Annotated in this window: 14 protein-coding genes and 1 pseudogene; 13 read left to right on the top strand and 2 right to left on the bottom strand. The window is 64.4% G+C overall.

The annotated features are described in order from the left end of the window. Positions 1 to 87: 87 nt before the first annotated feature. The 6 genes from ACEK02_RS22385 (at position 88) to murG (ending at position 7855) form a co-directional block, all read left to right on the top strand. The gene (locus ACEK02_RS22385) at positions 88 to 1545 is read left to right on the top strand and encodes a UDP-N-acetylmuramoyl-L-alanyl-D-glutamate--2,6-diaminopimelate ligase (RefSeq protein WP_371423745.1); all 1458 of its coding nucleotides are present in this window, start codon (positions 88 to 90) and stop codon (positions 1543 to 1545) included. Further along, on the top strand, positions 1542 to 2978 hold the full coding sequence (locus ACEK02_RS22390; RefSeq protein WP_371423746.1) for a UDP-N-acetylmuramoylalanyl-D-glutamyl-2,6-diaminopimelate--D-alanyl-D-alanine ligase: 1437 nt from the start codon (positions 1542 to 1544) through the stop codon (positions 2976 to 2978). Before ACEK02_RS22385 ends, ACEK02_RS22390 begins: the two co-directional genes overlap by 4 nt. A 10-nt stretch (positions 2979 to 2988) precedes the next feature. Next, the gene (gene mraY / locus ACEK02_RS22395) at positions 2989 to 4071 is read left to right on the top strand and encodes a phospho-N-acetylmuramoyl-pentapeptide-transferase (RefSeq protein WP_093760528.1); all 1083 of its coding nucleotides are present in this window, start codon (positions 2989 to 2991) and stop codon (positions 4069 to 4071) included. Positions 4072 to 4075: 4 nt separating this feature from the next. Next, positions 4076 to 5473: a UDP-N-acetylmuramoyl-L-alanine--D-glutamate ligase gene (gene murD / locus ACEK02_RS22400; protein WP_371423747.1), complete on the top strand. Its 1398-nt coding sequence runs from the start codon at positions 4076 to 4078 to the stop codon at positions 5471 to 5473. A gap of 133 nt (positions 5474 to 5606) precedes the next feature. Beyond that, positions 5607 to 6755: a putative lipid II flippase FtsW gene (gene ftsW, locus ACEK02_RS22405; RefSeq protein WP_371423748.1), complete on the top strand. Its 1149-nt coding sequence runs from the start codon at positions 5607 to 5609 to the stop codon at positions 6753 to 6755. Continuing rightward, positions 6752 to 7855, top strand: coding sequence for an undecaprenyldiphospho-muramoylpentapeptide beta-N-acetylglucosaminyltransferase (murG, locus tag ACEK02_RS22410; protein ID WP_371423749.1), 1104 nt, complete (start codon positions 6752 to 6754; stop codon positions 7853 to 7855). Before ftsW ends, murG begins: the two co-directional genes overlap by 4 nt. Before the next feature lie 84 nt (positions 7856 to 7939). On the opposite strand, the gene ACEK02_RS22415 is transcribed toward murG, so the two are convergent. Beyond that, positions 7940 to 8842: a LysR family transcriptional regulator gene (locus ACEK02_RS22415; protein ID WP_371423750.1), complete on the bottom strand. Its 903-nt coding sequence runs from the start codon at positions 8840 to 8842 to the stop codon at positions 7940 to 7942. 130 nt (positions 8843 to 8972) lie between these two features. Here ACEK02_RS22415 and ACEK02_RS22420 point away from each other — a divergent pair, with 130 nt between their 5' ends. The 3 genes from ACEK02_RS22420 to murB all read left to right on the top strand — a co-directional run bounded on the left by ACEK02_RS22420 (position 8973) and on the right by murB (position 12647). Continuing rightward, positions 8973 to 10145, top strand: coding sequence for an MFS transporter (locus ACEK02_RS22420; RefSeq protein ID WP_371423751.1), 1173 nt, complete (start codon positions 8973 to 8975; stop codon positions 10143 to 10145). A 172-nt stretch (positions 10146 to 10317) separates the two neighbouring features. Beyond that, positions 10318 to 11721: a UDP-N-acetylmuramate--L-alanine ligase gene (murC, locus tag ACEK02_RS22425; RefSeq protein ID WP_371423752.1), complete on the top strand. Its 1404-nt coding sequence runs from the start codon at positions 10318 to 10320 to the stop codon at positions 11719 to 11721. Continuing rightward, the gene (gene murB / locus ACEK02_RS22430) at positions 11679 to 12647 is read left to right on the top strand and encodes a UDP-N-acetylmuramate dehydrogenase (RefSeq protein ID WP_371423753.1); all 969 of its coding nucleotides are present in this window, start codon (positions 11679 to 11681) and stop codon (positions 12645 to 12647) included. Before murC ends, murB begins: the two co-directional genes overlap by 43 nt. A gap of 9 nt (positions 12648 to 12656) precedes the next feature. On the opposite strand, the gene ACEK02_RS22435 is transcribed toward murB, so the two are convergent. Beyond that, on the bottom strand, positions 12657 to 13466 hold the full coding sequence (locus tag ACEK02_RS22435) for a hypothetical protein (RefSeq protein ID WP_371423754.1): 810 nt from the start codon (positions 13464 to 13466) through the stop codon (positions 12657 to 12659). Positions 13467 to 13600: 134 nt separating this feature from the next. Here ACEK02_RS22435 and ACEK02_RS22440 point away from each other — a divergent pair, with 134 nt between their 5' ends. From ACEK02_RS22440 to ACEK02_RS22455, 4 genes and pseudogenes are all read left to right on the top strand, one after another. Further along, positions 13601 to 14611 carry a D-alanine--D-alanine ligase gene (locus ACEK02_RS22440; RefSeq protein WP_371423755.1) on the top strand — a complete coding sequence of 337 codons (1011 nt, stop codon included), beginning with the start codon at positions 13601 to 13603 and terminating at the stop codon, positions 14609 to 14611. Between the two features lie 446 nt (positions 14612 to 15057). After that, positions 15058 to 16062 (top strand): cell division protein FtsQ/DivIB, encoded by a 1005-nt coding sequence (locus ACEK02_RS22445; protein ID WP_371423756.1) that lies wholly within the window; start codon positions 15058 to 15060, stop codon positions 16060 to 16062. Next, a complete protein-coding gene (ftsA, locus tag ACEK02_RS22450) occupies positions 16059 to 17384 on the top strand; it encodes a cell division protein FtsA (RefSeq protein ID WP_371423757.1) in 1326 nt (441 codons plus the stop codon). The genes ACEK02_RS22445 and ftsA overlap by 4 nt, the downstream gene beginning before the upstream one ends. A gap of 98 nt (positions 17385 to 17482) precedes the next feature. Beyond that, a pseudogene (locus ACEK02_RS22455) lies at positions 17483 to 17963 on the top strand (cell division protein FtsZ); the annotation flags it as partial.

Here is a 17963-nt window from a genome sequence, read left to right on the forward strand (position 1 = left end):
CATCTGCGCTTTACAGCCGGTGCAAAATGCGGTTTGCGTGGCGTTGCGGAACCCGATGTGTCCTCGATCTGGCCTGCCCGGAGCAGCATGAAACTACGCGATTTGTTCAGTCCTGATACCGTGATGGAGGAGTCCGCAAGGGACGTGGCCGTCACCGGACTCGCTGTGGACAGCCGCGCGGTCAAGCCGGGCGATTTGTTCTTCGCGCTGGCGGGCGCGAAGACCGACGGCGCGCGCTTCATCACGCAGGCGCTGGCGTCGGGTGCCGTCGCTATCGCGGGCGACCATCATCCCGGTGGATTGTCTGTGCCCTTTGTGCGCACGCGCAACCCGCGCCTGGCACTGGCTCTCGCCGCAGCCAGATTCTATCCGCGGCAGCCCGCCGTCGTTGCCGCTGTCACCGGGACATCGGGCAAGACCTCTGTCGCGTCCTTTGCGCGCGAGATCTGGGGCCGCCTTGGATATGCTTCCGCGAGCATCGGTACCATCGGTCTGGTATCGCCGAAGCGCACCATCTATGGCTCGCTCACCACGCCCGATCCGATCTCGCTGCACAAACAGATCGACGAGATTACCGGCGAGGGCGTGACGCATCTCGCGCTGGAAGCATCGTCGCACGGCCTCGACCAGTTCAGGCTCGATGGCGTGCGCGTCGCTGCCGCCGGCTTCACCAATCTGTCGCGCGATCACATGGACTACCATCCGGACATCGCGCACTATCTTGGGGCCAAGCTCCGGCTGTTCCTCAATCTGGTTGTCGACGGCGGCGTGGCCGTGATCGCGGCCGATCACGAACATTCGCCGCAGGTGATCCATGCGGCACAGTCGCGCCATCTGCGCCTGATGAAGGTTGGTCGCAAGGGCGACGGCGCAGGCGAAGGCATCCGCCTTGTCGACGCTTCTGTCGAAGGCTTTGCGCAGAAACTCACGCTCGAGCATCGCGGCAAGACGCGCGCGATCACGCTGCCACTGGTCGGTGAATTCCAGATCGAGAATGCGCTGGTCGCGGCCGGCCTCGTCATCGGCACCGGTGGGGATGTCGATGCAACATTCGCTGCGCTTGAACATCTCCAGGGCGCCAAGGGCCGTCTCGAGCAGGTCGGCGCGCACAATGGCGCGCCGGTCTTCGTCGACTATGCGCACAAGCCCGATGCGCTGGCCAAGGCGCTGCAGGCGCTGCGCCCCTATGCAAAGCGCAAGCTCGTCGTGGTGTTCGGCGCGGGCGGCGATCGCGACGCCGGCAAGCGGCCGCTGATGGGCGAGATTGCCGCCGAGAATGCCGATACGGTGATCATCACCGACGACAATCCGCGCAGCGAAGAACCTGCAACCATCCGCGCGGCGATCCTGACAACTGCGAAGGGCGCCACCGAAATCGGCGATCGCGCCGAGGCCATTCGTTTTGCGATCGAGAACCTGCAGCCCGGCGATGCCTTGTTGATCGCGGGCAAGGGACATGAGACCGGACAGATCGTCGGTGATCGCACGCTTCCCTTCAGCGATCACCAGGCCGCCGCAGCGGCGCTTGCCAAGAGGACTGCATGAGCGAGTTTCTTTGGACATTGGCCGCGATGGCCGACGCGATGCAGGCATCCACTCGGGGCGCGCTGCCGGAAGGCATCACCGGCATCTCCATCGACACCCGGACCATCAAGCCCGGCGAAGCCTATTTCGCGATCAAGGGCGATGTGCATGATGGCCACGCTTTTGTCGAAACCGCGCTGAAAGCCGGTGCCGGTCTCGCTGTCGTCGATGCCGCGCAGCGCGACAAGTTTCCGGCCGATGCGCGTTTGCTGGTGGTCGATGACGTACTCGCAGCTCTCGTCGAGCTCGGTCTGGCGTCGCGCGCACGCCTGAAAGCGCAGGTCATTGCGATCACCGGCTCGGTTGGCAAGACCTCGACCAAGGAAGCGCTGCGCCGTGTGCTGGATGCGCAAGGCAAGACCCATGCGTCGGTGGCTTCGTTCAACAATCACTGGGGCGTGCCGCTGACGCTGGCGCGCTGCCCGGCCGATGCGCGCTTTGCGATCTTCGAGATCGGCATGAATCATGCGGGCGAGATCGAAACGCTGGTGAAAATGGTGCGGCCGCATTTCGCTGTCATTACCACCGTGGAGCCGGTGCATCTGGAATTCTTCGCCGGTGTCGAAGCCATCGCCGATGCCAAGGCTGAAATTTTCTCCGGGCTCGAACCCGATGGCGTGGCGATCCTCAATCACGACAATGCGCAATTCGCGCGTTTGCAAAAAAGCGCCAAGAAGGCCGGTGTCTCGCGCATCGTCTCGTTCGGTGCCGACAAGAAGGCTGACGCGCGGTTGCTCGACGTCTCATTGCACCCGACCTGCTCGGCGGTGCACGCCAATATCCTTGGTCATGACGTCACCTACAAGCTGGGCATGCCCGGCCGCCACATGGCGATGAATTCGCTGGCGGTACTCGCCGCCGCCGAATTGATGGGCGCCGATCTTGTCCATGCCGCCTTGACGCTGTCGCAGGTTGTGCCTGCCGCGGGCCGTGGCGTTCGCCATGTGCTCGAAGTCGGGGGCGGCGAGGCGACGCTGATCGACGAGAGCTACAATGCCAATCCGGCCTCCATGGCGGCAGCGATCAACGTGCTCGGCGCGGCGGCAGTCGGGCCGAAGGGCCGCCGCATCGCGGTGCTCGGCGACATGCTCGAACTCGGCGCCGATGGCGCGAAACTTCATGCCGGGCTGCTGGAGGCGGTCCAGTCCAACGGTATCGATCTGGTATTTTGCTGTGGTCCCCTGATGCGCAACCTTTGGGATGCTCTTTCCACGGGCAAGCGGGGCGGCTATGCCGGGGATGCGGCGGCGCTCGAATCGCAGGTGCTGGCCGCGATCCGCGCCGGTGATGCCGTGATGGTCAAGGGCTCGCTCGGTTCGAAGATGAAACCGATTGTCTCCGCGCTCGAAAAGCGCTTTCCCGGCAACGCCGCGCTCGACGACGCTGCGGTATAGGGCGGACTGAATGTTCTACTGGCTGATCGATTTCGCGGGCACCGTGCCGGTGTTCAACGTGTTCCGCTACATCACCTTCCGCACCGGCGGCGCGGTGGTGACCGGCGCACTGTTCGTGTTCCTGTTCGGTCCCTGGATCATCGACAATCTGCGCCTGCGCCAGGGCAAGGGCCAGCCGATCCGCACCGACGGCCCTCAGTCGCATCTGGTCAAGGTGGGTACGCCGACCATGGGCGGGCTGATGATCCTGTCCGGCCTCGTGGTCTCCACGCTGCTCTGGGCCAATCCGCGCAATCCCTATGTCTGGATCGTGCTGGCGGTGACGCTCGGCTTCGGCTTCGTCGGTTTCTATGACGACTATCTCAAGGTGACCAAGCAGAGCCACAAGGGCTTTGCCGGCCGCACGCGCCTTATGATCGAATTCATCATCGCCGGCGCCGCCTGTTTCGCCTTCGTCAAGCTCGGCCGCGATCCGCTGTCCTCCTCGCTGGTGATCCCGTTCCTCAAGGATGTGATCGTGAATTTCGGCTGGTTCTTCGTGCTGTTCGGCGCCTTCATCGTCGTCGGCGCCGGCAATGCCGTGAACCTCACCGACGGCCTCGACGGCCTCGCTATCGTGCCGGTCATGATCGCGTCTGCGAGCTTCGGCATGATCGCCTATCTCGCCGGCAACGCCGTGTTCTCCGACTACCTGCAGATCAATTATGTCGCGGGCACCGGCGAACTCGCTGTGCTCTGCGGCGCTGTGCTCGGCGCCGGCCTCGGCTTCCTGTGGTTCAACGCGCCGCCGGCATCGATCTTCATGGGCGATACCGGCTCGCTGGCGCTGGGTGGCATGCTCGGTTCGATCGCCGTGGCCGTGAAACACGAGATCGTGCTCGCAGTGATCGGCGGCCTGTTCGTGCTGGAGGCGGTCTCGGTGATCGTGCAGGTCACGTCCTTCAAGCTCACCGGCAAGCGCGTGTTCCGCATGGCGCCGATCCATCACCACTTCGAGCAGAAGGGCTGGACCGAGCCGCAGATCGTCATCCGCTTCTGGATCATCTCGGTGATGCTGGCGCTGGTCGGCCTCTCCACGCTCAAGCTGCGGTGAGATCGTGATCCCGGTCACCTCATTCGCCGGCAAGACCGTCGCCGTGTTCGGCCTCGGCGGCTCGGGCCTTGCGTCCTGCCACGCGCTGCAGGCGGGCGGCGCCGAAGTCATCGCCTGCGACGACAGCATCGACCGCATGGTTGAAGCCACGCAGGCCGGCTTCATCACCGCCGATCTGCGCACCGTGGCATGGGGCGCTTTTGCCGCATTGATCCTGACGCCCGGCGTGCCGCTGACGCATCCAGCGCGGCACTGGACGGTGGTTGCAGCGCAGGCCGCGGGCGTTGAAGTGATCGGCGACATCGAACTGTTCTGCCGCGAGCGCAAGCTGCGCGCGCCCGACGCGCCCTTCGTCGCCATCACCGGCACCAACGGCAAATCGACGACGACGGCGCTCGTCGCGCATCTGATGCGCGAGGCCGGTTTCGATACGCAGATGGGCGGCAATATCGGCACCGCGATCCTGTCGCTGGAGCCGCCCCGCGCGGGCCGCGTCCATGTGATCGAGATGTCGTCCTATCAGATTGATCTGACGCCCTCGCTCGATCCGTCCGTCGGCATCCTGCTGAACGTCACGCCGGATCATATCGATCGTCACGGCACGCTGGCGCATTACGCCGCGGTGAAGGAACGTCTCGTTGCCGGCGTGCAGGCCGGCGGTACGGCGATCATCGGCGTCGATGACGACTGGTGCAGCAAGGCGGCCGATCGCGTCGAGCAATCCGGCAAGCGCGTGGTGCGCGTCTCCGTCGAACATCCGCTGGCCGATGGCCTCACGATCAAGGGCAGTACTATCGTGCGCAATGCCGGCGGCGCGCAGAGCGAGATCGTCGATATCGCCGGTATCGGCTCGCTGCGTGGCCTGCACAATGCGCAGAACGCCGCCTGCGCCTCGGCTGCGGCGCTGGCGCTCGGCGTCAGCCCGGATGTGCTGCAGAAGGGCCTGCGCTCGTTCCCCGGTCTCGCCCATCGCATGGAGCAGGTCGGGCGCCAGGGCGCGACGCTGTTCGTCAACGACTCCAAGGGCACCAATGCGGACGCTGCGGCGAAAGCGCTGTCGTCCTTCAACGACATCTTCTGGATCGCCGGCGGCAAGCAGAAGGAGGGCGGCATCACGTCGCTCACCGAATTCTTCCCGCGCATCCGTAACGCATATCTGATCGGCGAAGCGGCCAATAATTTTGCGCAGACACTGGACGGCAAGGTGCCCTACGAGATCAGCGTGACGCTGGATGTCGCGGTGGCCAATGCCGCGCGCGATGCGGCCGAAGCCGGGCTCGCTGAGCCCGTCGTGCTGCTGTCGCCAGCCTGCGCCTCGTTCGACCAGTTCCGGAATTTCGAGATTCGCGGGGATCGGTTCCGGGAACTGGTGCTGGCGCTGGATGGGGTGAAGGCGGTTTAGTTTCTTTACCACTCCCCGCATTGCGGGGGAGAGGTAAGCCAGCCCCATTCCCTCCAAATTTTCACAATCCATTAACCGTCTGGCAACCACGATGGCCCATCGATAGGAGTTCATCGACCCGCAGGACGCGCTTATGATCTCTCGCGAACAACGCACACCGCTCAGCGAATGGTGGTGGACCGTGGACCGCCTGCTGCTGGCAGCGATCATCGCGCTGATGCTGGCCGGGGTGATCCTGTCGCTGGCGGCTTCCCCGCCGGTCGCGACCCGCATCGGGCTCGATCCGTTCCACTTCTTCAACCGCCACATCCTGTTCCTGGTGCCGTCCGTCATCGTGCTGATCGGCGTGTCCTTCATGACGCCGCGGCAGATACGCCGTTCGGCCCTTGTCGTGTTCGCGATCTCCATCGTGCTGATCCTGGCCACCTTGCTGATCGGGCCGGAGGTGAAGGGCGCCAAACGCTGGATCACCATTCTCGGCATCAACATCCAGGCCTCGGAATCCGCCAAGCCGGCCTTCGTGGTGATCGCCGCCTGGCTGTTTTCGGAATCCGCCCGCAAGCCGGAGATGCCGGCGACCTCGATGGCGATCGTGTTGCTGATGATGCTGGTGTCGCTGCTGGTGATGCAGCCTGACTTCGGTCAGACCATGCTGATCCTGATGGCCTGGGGCTCGCTGTTCTTCATCGCCGGCATGCGCATGGTCTGGGTGTTCGGCCTCGGCGCCACCGCCGCAGGCGGGCTATTGATGGCTTACTTCCTCGTGCCGCACGTCGCCGGCCGTATCAAACGCTTCATGGATCCCGCTTCGGGCGACACGTTCCAGGTCGATACCGCCATGGAAGCCTTCTCGAATGGCGGCTGGTTCGGCCTCGGGCCGGGCGAGGGCATTGCCAAGCGCAGCCTGCCGGACAGCCACACCGACTTCGTCTTCGCCGTCGGCGCCGAGGAATTCGGCATTCTCCTGTGCCTTGCGGTGCTCGCCCTGTTCGCCTTCATCGTGATCCGCGCCATGTCGCGCGCCTACGCCACCGAAGATCTGTTCTCGCGTTTCGCCGCGTCGGGTCTCGCCATCCTGTTCGGCGTGCAGGCGGCGATCAACATGGCGGTGAACCTGCATCTGATCCCCGCGAAAGGCATGACGCTGCCATTCATCTCCTATGGCGGCTCGTCGATGATCTCGCTGGCCTACAGCGTCGGCATGCTGCTCGCTTTGACCCGGATGCGCCCGCGCACCGAAGTGGAGGCGATCGACGCCCACGTCGCGCGCACTTACGCGTGATGAGCACCGCGCCCCTCATATTGCTCGCGGCGGGCGGCACCGGCGGACACCTGTTTCCGGCGGAGGCACTCGGCGTCGCGCTGATGAAGCGCGGCCTGCGCGTGCGCCTCGTTACCGACGCGCGGGCACTGAAATATAGCGGGCTGTTTTCACGCGAGATGATCGATGTCGTGCCCAGCGAGACGCTGCGATCGCGCAATCCCATCTCGCTGGCGCGCACGGCCATCATGCTGGCCACGGGCACGGCGATAGCACTCAATCTCATGCGCACGCTGAAGCCGGCCGCCGTGATCGGCTTCGGCGGTTACCCGACCGTGCCGCCGCTGTTTGCCGCGCGCCTGTTCGGCATCCCCAGCCTGATCCACGATTCAAACGCCGTGATGGGCCGCGCCAATCGCATGCTGTCCGGCAAGGTCAGCGCGATTGCCACGTCGCTGCCCGGGGTGCTCGATCGCGATCCCGAATTGTCGAAGAAGACGACGACGACAGGCACGCCGATGCGCCCGGCGATTCTTGCGGCGGCTGCCGTGCCTTACGTGGCGCCCGATCTCACCGGGCCGCTGCGCCTGCTCGTGGTCGGCGGCAGCCAGGGTGCGCGCGTCATGGCCGATATCGTGCCACCGGCCATCGAACGTCTCGAACCGGCGCTGTGGAATCGCCTCGTGCTCACGCAGCAGGTCCGCGATGAGGACATGAGCCGCGTGCGTGCCGTCTATGACAGGCTCAAGATCAAGGCCGAACTGGCGCCGTTCTTCAGCGATCTTCCCGCGCGTCTCGCCTCAAGTCAGCTTGTGATCTCGCGCTCCGGTGCGGGCACCGTCGCCGAACTCGGCGCCATCGGTCGGCCGTCTATCCTGGTGCCATTGCCCGGCGCACTCGATCAGGACCAGTTCGCCAATGCCGGCGTGCTGGCAGACGCCGGTGGCGCGCTCCGCATCGCACAGGCTGATTTCACGCCGGATCGCCTGGCGGCGGAAATATCCGAGCTGGCCGGCGAGCCATCGCGATTGACGGCCATGGCCGCAGGGGCGCGCAAGGTCGGCAAGCTCGATGCGGCAGAGCGGCTGGCGGATCTCGTCGCCAAGGTGGCGAAGATCTAGCATTCGCCACATACTCGTCATTCGGGGTTCACGCTGGCGCGCTTTGCGTGCCGACATGCCCCGGAATGACGGCGTTAGTTCAAACTACAGCCTCACCGTCTCCACCAGATAATCCAGAAACGCGCGCACCCGTGCCGGCAATTGTCCGCCATGGCCGACGAACACGGCGTGGATCGGCTCGATGTCGCCGGGATTGAACGCTTCGAGCACCGGCACCAGCCGGCCGGCCTTGATATCGGCCTCGACGTGAAAGCGTGCGAGCCGTGCGAGGCCCATGCCGGCCACGGTGAGGCGCTGCATTGCTTCGCCGTCGCTGACGAGCGCATTGCCTGACGGCATCACGGCGATCGTCTCGCCGTCGATCTTGAACGGCCAGCCGTTCTCCCACTTGGCGAAGCCGAAACGCAGCAGGTTATGGCCAGCAAGATCATCCGGTGTCTTCGGCGTCCCGCGTTCTGCGAGATAGCCGGGCGCGGCCACCACGACCATCCGGCTCTCGCCGAGCTTGCGTGCCAGCAGGCGCGACTCGCGCATCAAGCCGACGCGAATGGCGACATCGGCACGCTCTTCAAGGAGATCCACGACGAGGTCGGTCAGAACGACCTCGACCTTGATATCGGGATAGCGCTTCGCGAAATCAGGCAGCAGCGGCAGCAGGAGACGCAGGCCGAAGGGCACGCTGGTATTGACGCGCAGCAACCCGCTCGGTGTTGCGCCAATCGCGGCTTCGCGTTCGGCCGCGCTGATCTCGTCGAGAATGCGCAGCGCGCGCTCATAGAAGGCGCTGCCTTCGGGCGTCAGTTGCAGCTTGCGGGTCGAGCGGTTGATGAGCCGCACGCCGAGCCGCGCTTCCAGCCGCGCCACCAGCTTGCTCACGGCAGAGGGGGTCATCCGGAAGGCGCGGGCGGCGGTCGAGAAACCGCCGAGTTCGACCACCCGGGTGAACACTTCCATTTCGCCGGAGCGATTGACGTCGAGCCGCGACATCGCGCTTCACTTCGTTGGGTGAACTGAATTCACAAATATTGTTCCTATGGCATGTCTATCTCATCAATCCCCCGAGGTCCACATCTCCCGCTGTCGGGCATCTGGCCCGCTTCACCCACGGGACACGATCATGCCTCTCGCACTTTACGCGCTTACCGCCGGCGCCTTCGGAATTGGCGTCACGGAATTCGTCATCATGGGTCTGCTGATCGAGGTCGGCGGCGATCTCGGCGTCTCCATCTCGGCCGCCGGGCTGCTGATCTCCGGCTATGCGCTGGGCGTCGTGGTCGGTGCGCCGATCATGACCGTCGCCACCGGGCGCTGGCCGCGCAAGACCGTGCTGCTGGTGCTGATGGGCATCTTCACGGTGGGCAATCTCGCTTGTGCTGTGGCACCGGATTACTGGAGCCTGATGGCGGCCCGCGTGCTGACCGCCTTTGCCCATGGCACATTCTTCGGTGTCGGTTCGGTGGTGGCGACAACGCTGGTGCCTGCCAACAAGAAGGCCTCGGCGATCGCGGTGATGTTCACCGGCCTCACGGTGGCGAACATTCTCGGCGTGCCGTTTGGCACCTGGCTGGGGCAGGGCTTCGGCTGGCGCTCGACCTTCTTCGCGGTAACGCTGGTCGGCATGCTCGCTTTTGCGATCATCGCATTCTTCGTGCCGAAGGATCATGACAAGCCTGCGCCCTCTAATTTGAAGCAGGACCTCGCAGTGCTCGCACGACCGCAGGTGCTGATGGGCCTGCTGACGACGGTGCTGAGCTGGGTCGGCGTGTTCGCGGTGTTCACTTACATCGCGCCTATCCTGACGCGGCTCGCTGGCTTTTCAGATGCCGCAGTGTCGCCGATCCTGCTGGTGTTCGGCGGTGGTCTTGTCGTCGGCAATCTGGTCGGCGGTCGCTTTGCCGATCGCTGGCTGATCCCGACGGTGCTCGGCAGTCTGGCGGCGCTCGCGGTGGTGCTGGCGCTGATGACCTTCGCTACGCATAGCCAGATCGCAGTGGTGATCTTCGTTGCATTGCTCGGCGCCGTTGCCTTCGCGACAGTGCCGCCGCTGCAGATGTGGGTGCTTGAGAAGGCCCAGGGCGCGGGCCAGAGTCTGGCGTCGAGCTTCAACATCGCAGCCTTCAATCTCGGTAATGCGATCGGCGCCTGGCTTGGCGGCGCCGTCATCGATCATGGCAGCCTGGCTTCGGTGCCGTGGGTCGCGGCATTGGCTCCGCTGGCAGCGCTTGGCGTGGCGCTTTACGCAATCAGCCGTGACCGGGCACGGCTCCCGGTTCCCGCGGCGGCGGAGTAGGCGCACCATCAGCAAAAATGGCGGATTCGCCTGATCCGCAAGCCAAATATCTGTCTTTTCCGTCATGGCCGGGCTTGTCCCGGCCATCTGCGTCTGTTTGAAGGAGTCATCTGCTAGAACACGACTTGGACGCCCGGCACGAGGCTGGGCTGACGAAAGATAGAGACGCATCATGAGACTGCCGCGCGAAATCGGACCCATTCACTTTGTCGGTATCGGCGGCATCGGCATGAGTGGCATCGCTGAAGTGCTGTGCAATCTCGGTTACACCGTGCAGGGCTCCGACGCGTCCGAGAGTGCCAACGTCAATCGTCTGCGCGAAAAGGGCATCACCATCCATGTCGGCCACAAGGCCGATAACGTGTCGGGCGCCGATGTGCTCGTGGTCTCCACTGCGATCAAACGCGACAATCCGGAACTGATGGCCGCGCGCGCGCAGCGCATTCCCGTTGTCCGTCGCGCCGAGATGCTCGCCGAGCTGATGCGACTGAAGTCGTGCGTCGCCATCGCCGGCACCCATGGCAAGACCACCACGACCTCGATGGTCGCGGCATTGCTCGATGCCGGCGAGCTCGATCCTACGGTGATCAATGGCGGCATCATCAATGCCTACGGCACCAATGCGCGCCTCGGCGCCGGCGAATGGATGGTGGTGGAAGCCGACGAGAGCGATGGCACGTTCCTGAAGCTGCCCGCCGATGTCGCCATCGTCACCAATGTCGATCCCGAACATCTCGATCACTTCAAGACCTTCGACGCCGTGCAGGACGCGTTCCGCAACTTCGTCGAGAACGTGCCGTTCTACGGCTTCGCCGTGATGTGCATCGATCATCCCGTCGTACAGACCATCGTCGGCAAGATCGAGGACCGCCGCATCATTACTTACGGGCAGAACCCGCAGGCCGATGCGCGCCTCGTCGATCTGAAGCCTGCCAATGGCGGCTCGTCCTTCAAGGTTGCGTTCCGCGATCGCAAGGCCGGCACTGCGCATGAGATCGACAATCTGCTGCTGCCGATGCCCGGTCGCCATAACGCGCTCAATGCGATAGCGGCGATTGCAGTCGCACATGAGCTCGGCATGTCGGACGAGGCGATCCGCAAGGCCATCGCCGGCTTCGGCGGCGTCAAGCGTCGTTTCACCAAGACCGGCGAGTGGAACGGCGTCACCATCATCGACGACTACGGCCACCATCCGGTGGAGATTTCCGCAGTGCTGCGCGCCGCGCGTGAAAGCACCGCAGGCAAGGTCATTGCCGTGGTGCAGCCGCATCGCTACACGCGCCTGCAGTCGCTGTTCGAGGAATTCTGCACCTGTTTCAACGACGCCGACACGGTGATCGTCGCCGACGTCTATCCCGCCGGCGAAGCACCGATCGAAGGCATCGACCGCGATAATTTCGTGCTCGGCCTGCGCGCGCATGGCCATCGCGAGGTGATTCCGCTGCAGGAATCCGCGGCGCTTGCGGGTCTCGTCGCGGGTGTTGCGAAATCAGGTGATACGGTCGTCTGCCTCGGCGCCGGCAACATCACGCAATGGGCTTATGCATTGCCCGGCGAATTGAAGGCGCTGGGCTGAGCGTGAGCAGCTTCCCCGACATCACTCCCGATCTTAAATCGGCGATGCCCGATCTGCGCGGGCGCCTGCTCGCGAATGAATCCCTCGCGCCGCTGACATGGTTTCGTGTCGGCGGTCCGGCGCAGGTGCTGTTCACCCCGGCGGATGAAGACGATCTCGCTTACTTCCTGTCGAAGCTGCCGGGCGACATCCCGGTCACCGTGGTCGGCGTCGGCTCCAATCTCATCGTGCGCGATGGTGGCATTGCAGGCGTCGTCATTCGCCTGAGCCCGCGCGGCTTCGGTGCTGCGTCCGCCGAAGGTGATGTCGTCAGCGCGGGCACGGCTGCGCTCGACAAGCGTGTGGCGGAAGCTGCGGCGGCGGCGAATATCGGTGGGCTTGAATTCTACTTCGGCATTCCCGGTTCAATCGGCGGCGCGCTGCGGATGAATGCCGGCGCCAATGGCGGTGAGACCAAGGACGTGCTGATCGAAGCCACGGGCATCGGACGTGATGGCACGAAACACGTGTTCGACAATGCCGGTATGGCGTTCGTCTATCGCAATTCCGGAGTCGATCCGTCGATCATCTTCACCTCGGCGAAATTCCGCGGCGCCATCACGGAGCCCGCAGCCATTCGTGCGCGGATGGAGGACGTACAGGCGCATCGCGAGACCGCGCAGCCGATCCGCGAAAAGACCGGCGGCTCGACCTTCAAGAACCCGCCCGGGCACAGCGCGTGGAAGCTGGTCGATGCGGCCGGCTGCCGCGGTCTACGCGTCGGCGGCGCGCAGGTGTCGGAGATGCACTGCAATTTCCTGATCAACACCGGCGATGCCACGGCGAGCGACATCGAAACGCTCGGCGACACCGTGCGCGCGCGCGTGTTGGCGCAATCGGGCATCGACCTGCATTGGGAGATCAAGCGGATCGGTGTCGCGCCGTAACGCGCGATCTTATTTCGGCGGTGCGGGCAATGCCGAGTTCGGCCCGACCTCGCTCAGCGTGAGAATGCGTTCCAGCGGCTCCGGCGAGACCCGGAATGTGCCTTCGAACGGATGTTCCTGCAGCGCGATCAGGCCGAGCGCGACGATCGCGCCGCTGCCGAACACCGACAGCGCCAGCAGCATCGCGCGCGGTTTCCCGAAATGCACGAGGCACAGCGCGAGCTGTGTGATCAGTCCGAGCAGCAGCACCGAGGTCCATTTGAGATCGTTGGTGTGATCGTTGGACAGGCTCAGCCGGTCGTTGCGCGCGGTGCCGGCGCGCACGGCGGCGGAGAGCAGGGCGACATGCACCGGCGCACTGGCTTCGCGCGTGATCTTGGGATCGCTGATCTCGCGCAGCAGGTCGTCAAAGGCGGCCCGGGTATGCGGAGATCGCTCGCCGTTCAGCATCGCCGGCCATTCCTCCTGCACCTCGGAGGTCACGAAGGCCTTCAACGCGACGCGGATCGACGTCATGTCCGATGCCGACGCGATACTGAGCGCATGGATGTTACGCAGCTCGCCGGCTTCCGTCTGCACGGCACGCACCGCCTGGCGGTTGCGGTCGCCGACATCGTTGGCGAGAAAGCCGGTCAACAGGCCGAACAGGATCGCCACCGACGAGAAGAACGGCGCGACGATCCCGTCGAACGGTCCCAGTCGCCTCGCCAGCCATGGTGTCGAGGTCAGGCCCACGAGCACCACCGCCCCGCCATAATACAGCAGCGCCAGCGTCGCGAAGGTGCCGAAAGTGTTCAGTTCGAGCCAGGCTCTGATCATCGGACATCAATTCCATTGGACTGCGGAGCGGGCTCGCGCAACGGCCCCTGACAGGGCATTATATGACTCGTATGACGTGATGCTATTGCCTTGTCGGCAGGGCGCGATTCGCGGATTGGTTCGGAGACGACACGATGACAGAGCAGGCGAAACCTCAGCGGATCACCATCATGTTCGGTGGCCTGAACAAGGAACGTCTGGTGTCGGTGGCCTCCGCGCAGGCGCTGCACTCTGCACTGCCCGATGCGGATCTCTGGTTCTGGGATGCCGACGACCGCGTCTATGAAACCAGCGGGCAGATGCTGCTCGCGCATGCGCGGCCGTTCGAGGATCCGTTCAGGCCCGGTGGCAGCAGCATTGGCGTGCTGACGCAGGCGCTCGACAAGGCGAGGGCGGAGAGCCGCCTGCTGGTGCTCGGCATGCATGGGGGAGCTGCGGAGAATGGCGAGCTGCAGGTGATGTGCGAGATGCGCGGCATTCCGTTTACCGGGTCCGGCTCGGCGTCATCCAATCTGTCCTTCGACAAGGTGGCGGCGAAGCGTTTTGCGGCACTCGCCGGCGTGCCGATTGCGGCGGGTGTCGCGTTGGACGAGATGGAAAGCGCGCTCGCCGAATACGGCAAGCTGATCGCCAAGCCCGCGCGGGATGGATCGAGCTATGGGCTGATGTTCGTCAATGCCAAGCAGGATCTCGTTGCCGTGCGCAATGCGGCGAAGACCGAAGATTATGTCATCGAGCCGTTCGTTGCCGGTGTGGAGGCAACCTGCGCCGTGCTGGAGCAGGCCGATGGCTCGCTGATCGCATTGCCGCCGATCGAGATCATTCCGGCCGACGGCGGCTTCGATTACGAGGCGAAGTATCTCGCCAAATCGACGCAGGAGATCTGCCCGGGGCGTTTCACGCCGGAGATCAGCGCGCAGATCGGGGATTTTGCAGTCAAGGCGCATCGCGCGATGTCATGTCGTGGCTATTCGCGGTCAGACTTCATCGTGTCGGCCAAAGGCCCAGTCTATCTGGAGACCAACACGCTTCCGGGCCTGACCAAGGCCTCGCTCTATCCGAAGGCGCTCAACGCCCAGGGGATCAGTTTCGTCGATTTCCTGAACGGCCAGATCGAGCTGGCGATCAGGCGCGTGGGCGGGTGACGTAAGCCGCAGGCAGGGTCGAGCGAAGCAAAACCCATCATCCCGTCACAAGCATTGATGGGGTCCTCTTCGGCGCGGCGCGCCTGCGCTCTACCCATCTTAGGTGCGCGTTAATTTCCGCAACCCGGCGATGCCCGCCACGAAGCCGCCGCAGTTCCCTCGGGCGCGTCGGCCACACCTCGGCTAAAGTCTTCCACAGCCGCATCAAATCGCGCTCTGCGCCCATCCCCTTTACACTTTGTTTACCAGGAAGCCCGAAGGTTAACGCTGGCGGCGCGTGTTGCGCTTGGCTGCCGAGGCGTGAGCTTTGCGGGGATTCCGTGACGACGCGTATCGATGGAAAACCGGCCTGTTTCAAAGGCTTGAATCCATTCCGGCATGACCGAGACGTCACTCGCGCCAGAGTTCCGCGCCAATGCGGGCATAACCTGTGACGAGCTCTTGGTATGGATGGTGGAGGACGCCTCTCTCGGTCGGTGCGATCGCTGGGGCCCCAAGCTGATCTTAAAATGGCTGCCCTTGGGGCAGGCATTCTGCTGCGCGAGCAGCTGAGCCCGCTCGCCCGCTTCTGGGCCCGTTTTCGTGCTGCCAAGCCTGCCGTCCGCGAACAGAGCTCCAACCGCTTCATCGCGATGCTCGAGCGCCATGTGCCGCGCCGCGTCGGCATTGCGGCCACCGTGCTGATGCTGACGGGCAGCGTCGCGCTCGGCGTAGTCAAGGGCAATCACGTCGACGAAATGGTCGAAGCTTTCAACGATGCGCGCAACGCCGCGGCCAATGCCGCCGGCTTCCGCATCGCCTCCGTCATTCTCAATGGCCGCAAGCAGCTGACCCAGGATGAGATCCTGGCCATCGGCGGCATCAATGGTCGATCGTCGCTGTTTTTCCTCGATGCCGCGGCTGTCCGCGACAAGCTCAAGGCCAATCCGTGGATTGCCGACGCCAATGTGCTGAAGCTGTATCCCGATCGCCTGCAGATCGATGTCACCGAGCGCGCGGCTTTCGCGCTGTGGCAGGAGGACGGTCGTCTCTCGGTGATCTCCGATGACGGCGCCGTTCTGGAAAATTACGTGTCGCGCCGCTTCGTGTCGCTGCCGCTGGTGGTGGGCAAGGGCGCGGACGGCGGCGCCAGGGATTTCCTGGCACTGCTCGATCGCTATCCACAGGTCCGCTCGGTCACCAAGGCCGCGATCTTCGTCGGCGAGCGCCGCTGGAATCTGCGCCTGAAGGATGGTCTCGATATCCGGCTGCCGGAAAACGACGTCGGCAACGCGCTGGCCATGCTCAGCAAGCTCGACAAGGAAGATCGCCTGTTTTCGCGCGACATCGTCGCCATCGACATGCGCCTGCCGGATCGCCTGACCGTGCGGTTGTCGGAAGACGCCGCGAAAGCGCGGGAAGATCTGTTCAAGGCACAAGACAAGTCCAAGAAGAAAGCTGGCGCAGCATGAGCGGTCTCGATCGCAACCAGGCGCCGAAGACGCGTCAGATGGCGGCCAACCGCACCGCGCTGGTGGCGTCCCTGGACGTCGGCACCAGCAAGATCGCCTGCATGATCGCGCGTCTGCGGCCATGTGCGCCGAGCGAGGCCCTGCGCGGCCGCAGCCATGCGGTCGAGCTGATCGGCTACAGCCAGCTCCAGTCGCGCGGCGTGAAGTCGGGCGCGATCGTCGATATGGGCGAGGCCGAGCAGGCCGTTCGTCAGGCGGTGGCGCTGGCCGAGCGTATGGCCAAGGTTCGCGTCGAATCCGTGCTGCTGTCGGTGTCGGCCGGTCGCCTGCAGGGCCAACTGATTGAAGCGTCAGCCGATATCAAGGGCGGCGCCGTCACGGCCTCCGATATCGCACGTGTCACCTCGACCGGCATGCGCCACGCGACGCCGTCGGGCCGCACGGTGCTCCATGCATTGCCGGTGGGCTATTCGCTCGATGGCGTGAAGGGCATTCGCGATCCCAAGGGCATGGTCGCCTCGCAGTTCGGCGTCGACATGAATGTCGTCACCGCCGATGCGACGGTCGCGCGCAACCTGATGCTCGTTGTCGAGCGCTGCCACCTCAATGTCGAGGCGATGGCAGCTGCGCCCTATGTCGCGGGACTCTCGGTGCTGACCGATGACGAGACCGATCTGGGGGCTGCCGTGGTCGAGATGGGCGCAGGTACGACAACGATCGCGACCTATTCCGGCGGACGCTTCGTGCACGCGTCGGGCTTTGCGGTCGGCGGGCAACACATCACCATGGATCTGGCGCGCGGACTCGGTGCTTGCATCGCGGATGCCGAGCGAATCAAGACGTTATATGGCACGGTGCTGACGGGTGGCTCCGATGCGCGCGAACTGATGAACGTGCCGACGGCTGGTGATAACGACCGCGATTTTCCGCAGGTCGTATCCCGCGCCACGATAGCGAACATCGTGCGTCAGCGTGCCGAGGAGATTTTTGAAATGGTCAGGGACCGGTTGGCGGATTCGCCCTTTGCTGCAGAACCGCGCGCACGCGTGGTGCTGTCAGGCGGCGCGTCGCAGCTCACGGGCCTTGCCGAACTCGGTAGCCAGATTCTCGGACGGTCCGTTCGCATTGCACGACCACTTGGCTTCGGCCGGCTGCCCAATGAAGCCAAGAGCGCTTCGTTTGCGGTGCCGTCGGGCCTCTTGGTCTATCCGCAATTCGCACATCTTGAACATGTCGAACCGCGGCATACGCGGCAGCTCAAGACAGGGACCAGTGACGGTTATTTCGGAAAGGTCGGACGATGGCTGCGAGAGGGCTTCTGATGAAATTTTTCCGGCCAATGCAATTTCTATCTTCGACGCCCAAGGCCTCCGGCCTCCGGCATGACCAGACAACGCGCGCGTAATCGAGAGGCAACCTCATGACCATCAATCTCAACGTTCCTGATATCAGCGAGCTGAAGCCCCGGATCACCGTGTTCGGTGTCGGTGGCGCGGGCGGCAACGCCGTCAACAACATGATCACCGCCGGTCTGCAGGGTGTCGATTTCGTCGTCGCCAACACCGATGCGCAGGCGCTGACCATGTCGAAGGCCCAGCGCATCGTGCAGATGGGCACGCAGGTCACCCAGGGCCTCGGCGCCGGTTCGCAGCCCGACGTCGGCGCTGCCGCCGCGCAGGAAGTCATCGACGAAATCCGTGATCATCTGACTGGCGCCAACATGGTGTTCGTCACCGCCGGCATGGGCGGCGGCACCGGCACCGGTGCTGCTCCGGTCATCGCCAAGACCGCGCGCGACATGGGCATCCTCACCGTCGGCGTGATCACCAAGCCGTTCCACTTCGAAGGCCAGCGCCGCATGCGCACCGCCGAGGCCGGCATTGCCGAGCTGCACAAGGTGG

It is taken from the genome of Tardiphaga sp. (genome assembly GCF_041424195.1).
Lineage (GTDB): Bacteria > Pseudomonadota > Alphaproteobacteria > Rhizobiales > Xanthobacteraceae > Tardiphaga.

Coding starts and splice junctions, on each gene's coding strand:
- murB (WP_371423753.1), top strand. CDS start 11,679: ATGGGCTTATGCATTGCCCGGCGAATTGAAGGCGCTGGGCTGAGCGTG.
- ACEK02_RS22390 (WP_371423746.1), top strand. CDS start 1,542: ATGAGCGAGTTTCTTTGGACATTGGCCGCGATGGCCGACGCGATGCAG.
- ACEK02_RS22435 (WP_371423754.1), bottom strand. CDS start 13,466: ATGATCAGAGCCTGGCTCGAACTGAACACTTTCGGCACCTTCGCGACG.
- murC (WP_371423752.1), top strand. CDS start 10,318: ATGAGACTGCCGCGCGAAATCGGACCCATTCACTTTGTCGGTATCGGC.
- ACEK02_RS22440 (WP_371423755.1), top strand. CDS start 13,601: ATGACAGAGCAGGCGAAACCTCAGCGGATCACCATCATGTTCGGTGGC.
- ACEK02_RS22415 (WP_371423750.1), bottom strand. CDS start 8,842: ATGTCGCGGCTCGACGTCAATCGCTCCGGCGAAATGGAAGTGTTCACC.
- ftsW (WP_371423748.1), top strand. CDS start 5,607: ATGATCTCTCGCGAACAACGCACACCGCTCAGCGAATGGTGGTGGACC.
- ACEK02_RS22385 (WP_371423745.1), top strand. CDS start 88: ATGAAACTACGCGATTTGTTCAGTCCTGATACCGTGATGGAGGAGTCC.
- ACEK02_RS22445 (WP_371423756.1), top strand. CDS start 15,058: ATGGATGGTGGAGGACGCCTCTCTCGGTCGGTGCGATCGCTGGGGCCC.
- ACEK02_RS22420 (WP_371423751.1), top strand. CDS start 8,973: ATGCCTCTCGCACTTTACGCGCTTACCGCCGGCGCCTTCGGAATTGGC.
- mraY (WP_093760528.1), top strand. CDS start 2,989: ATGTTCTACTGGCTGATCGATTTCGCGGGCACCGTGCCGGTGTTCAAC.
- ftsA (WP_371423757.1), top strand. CDS start 16,059: ATGAGCGGTCTCGATCGCAACCAGGCGCCGAAGACGCGTCAGATGGCG.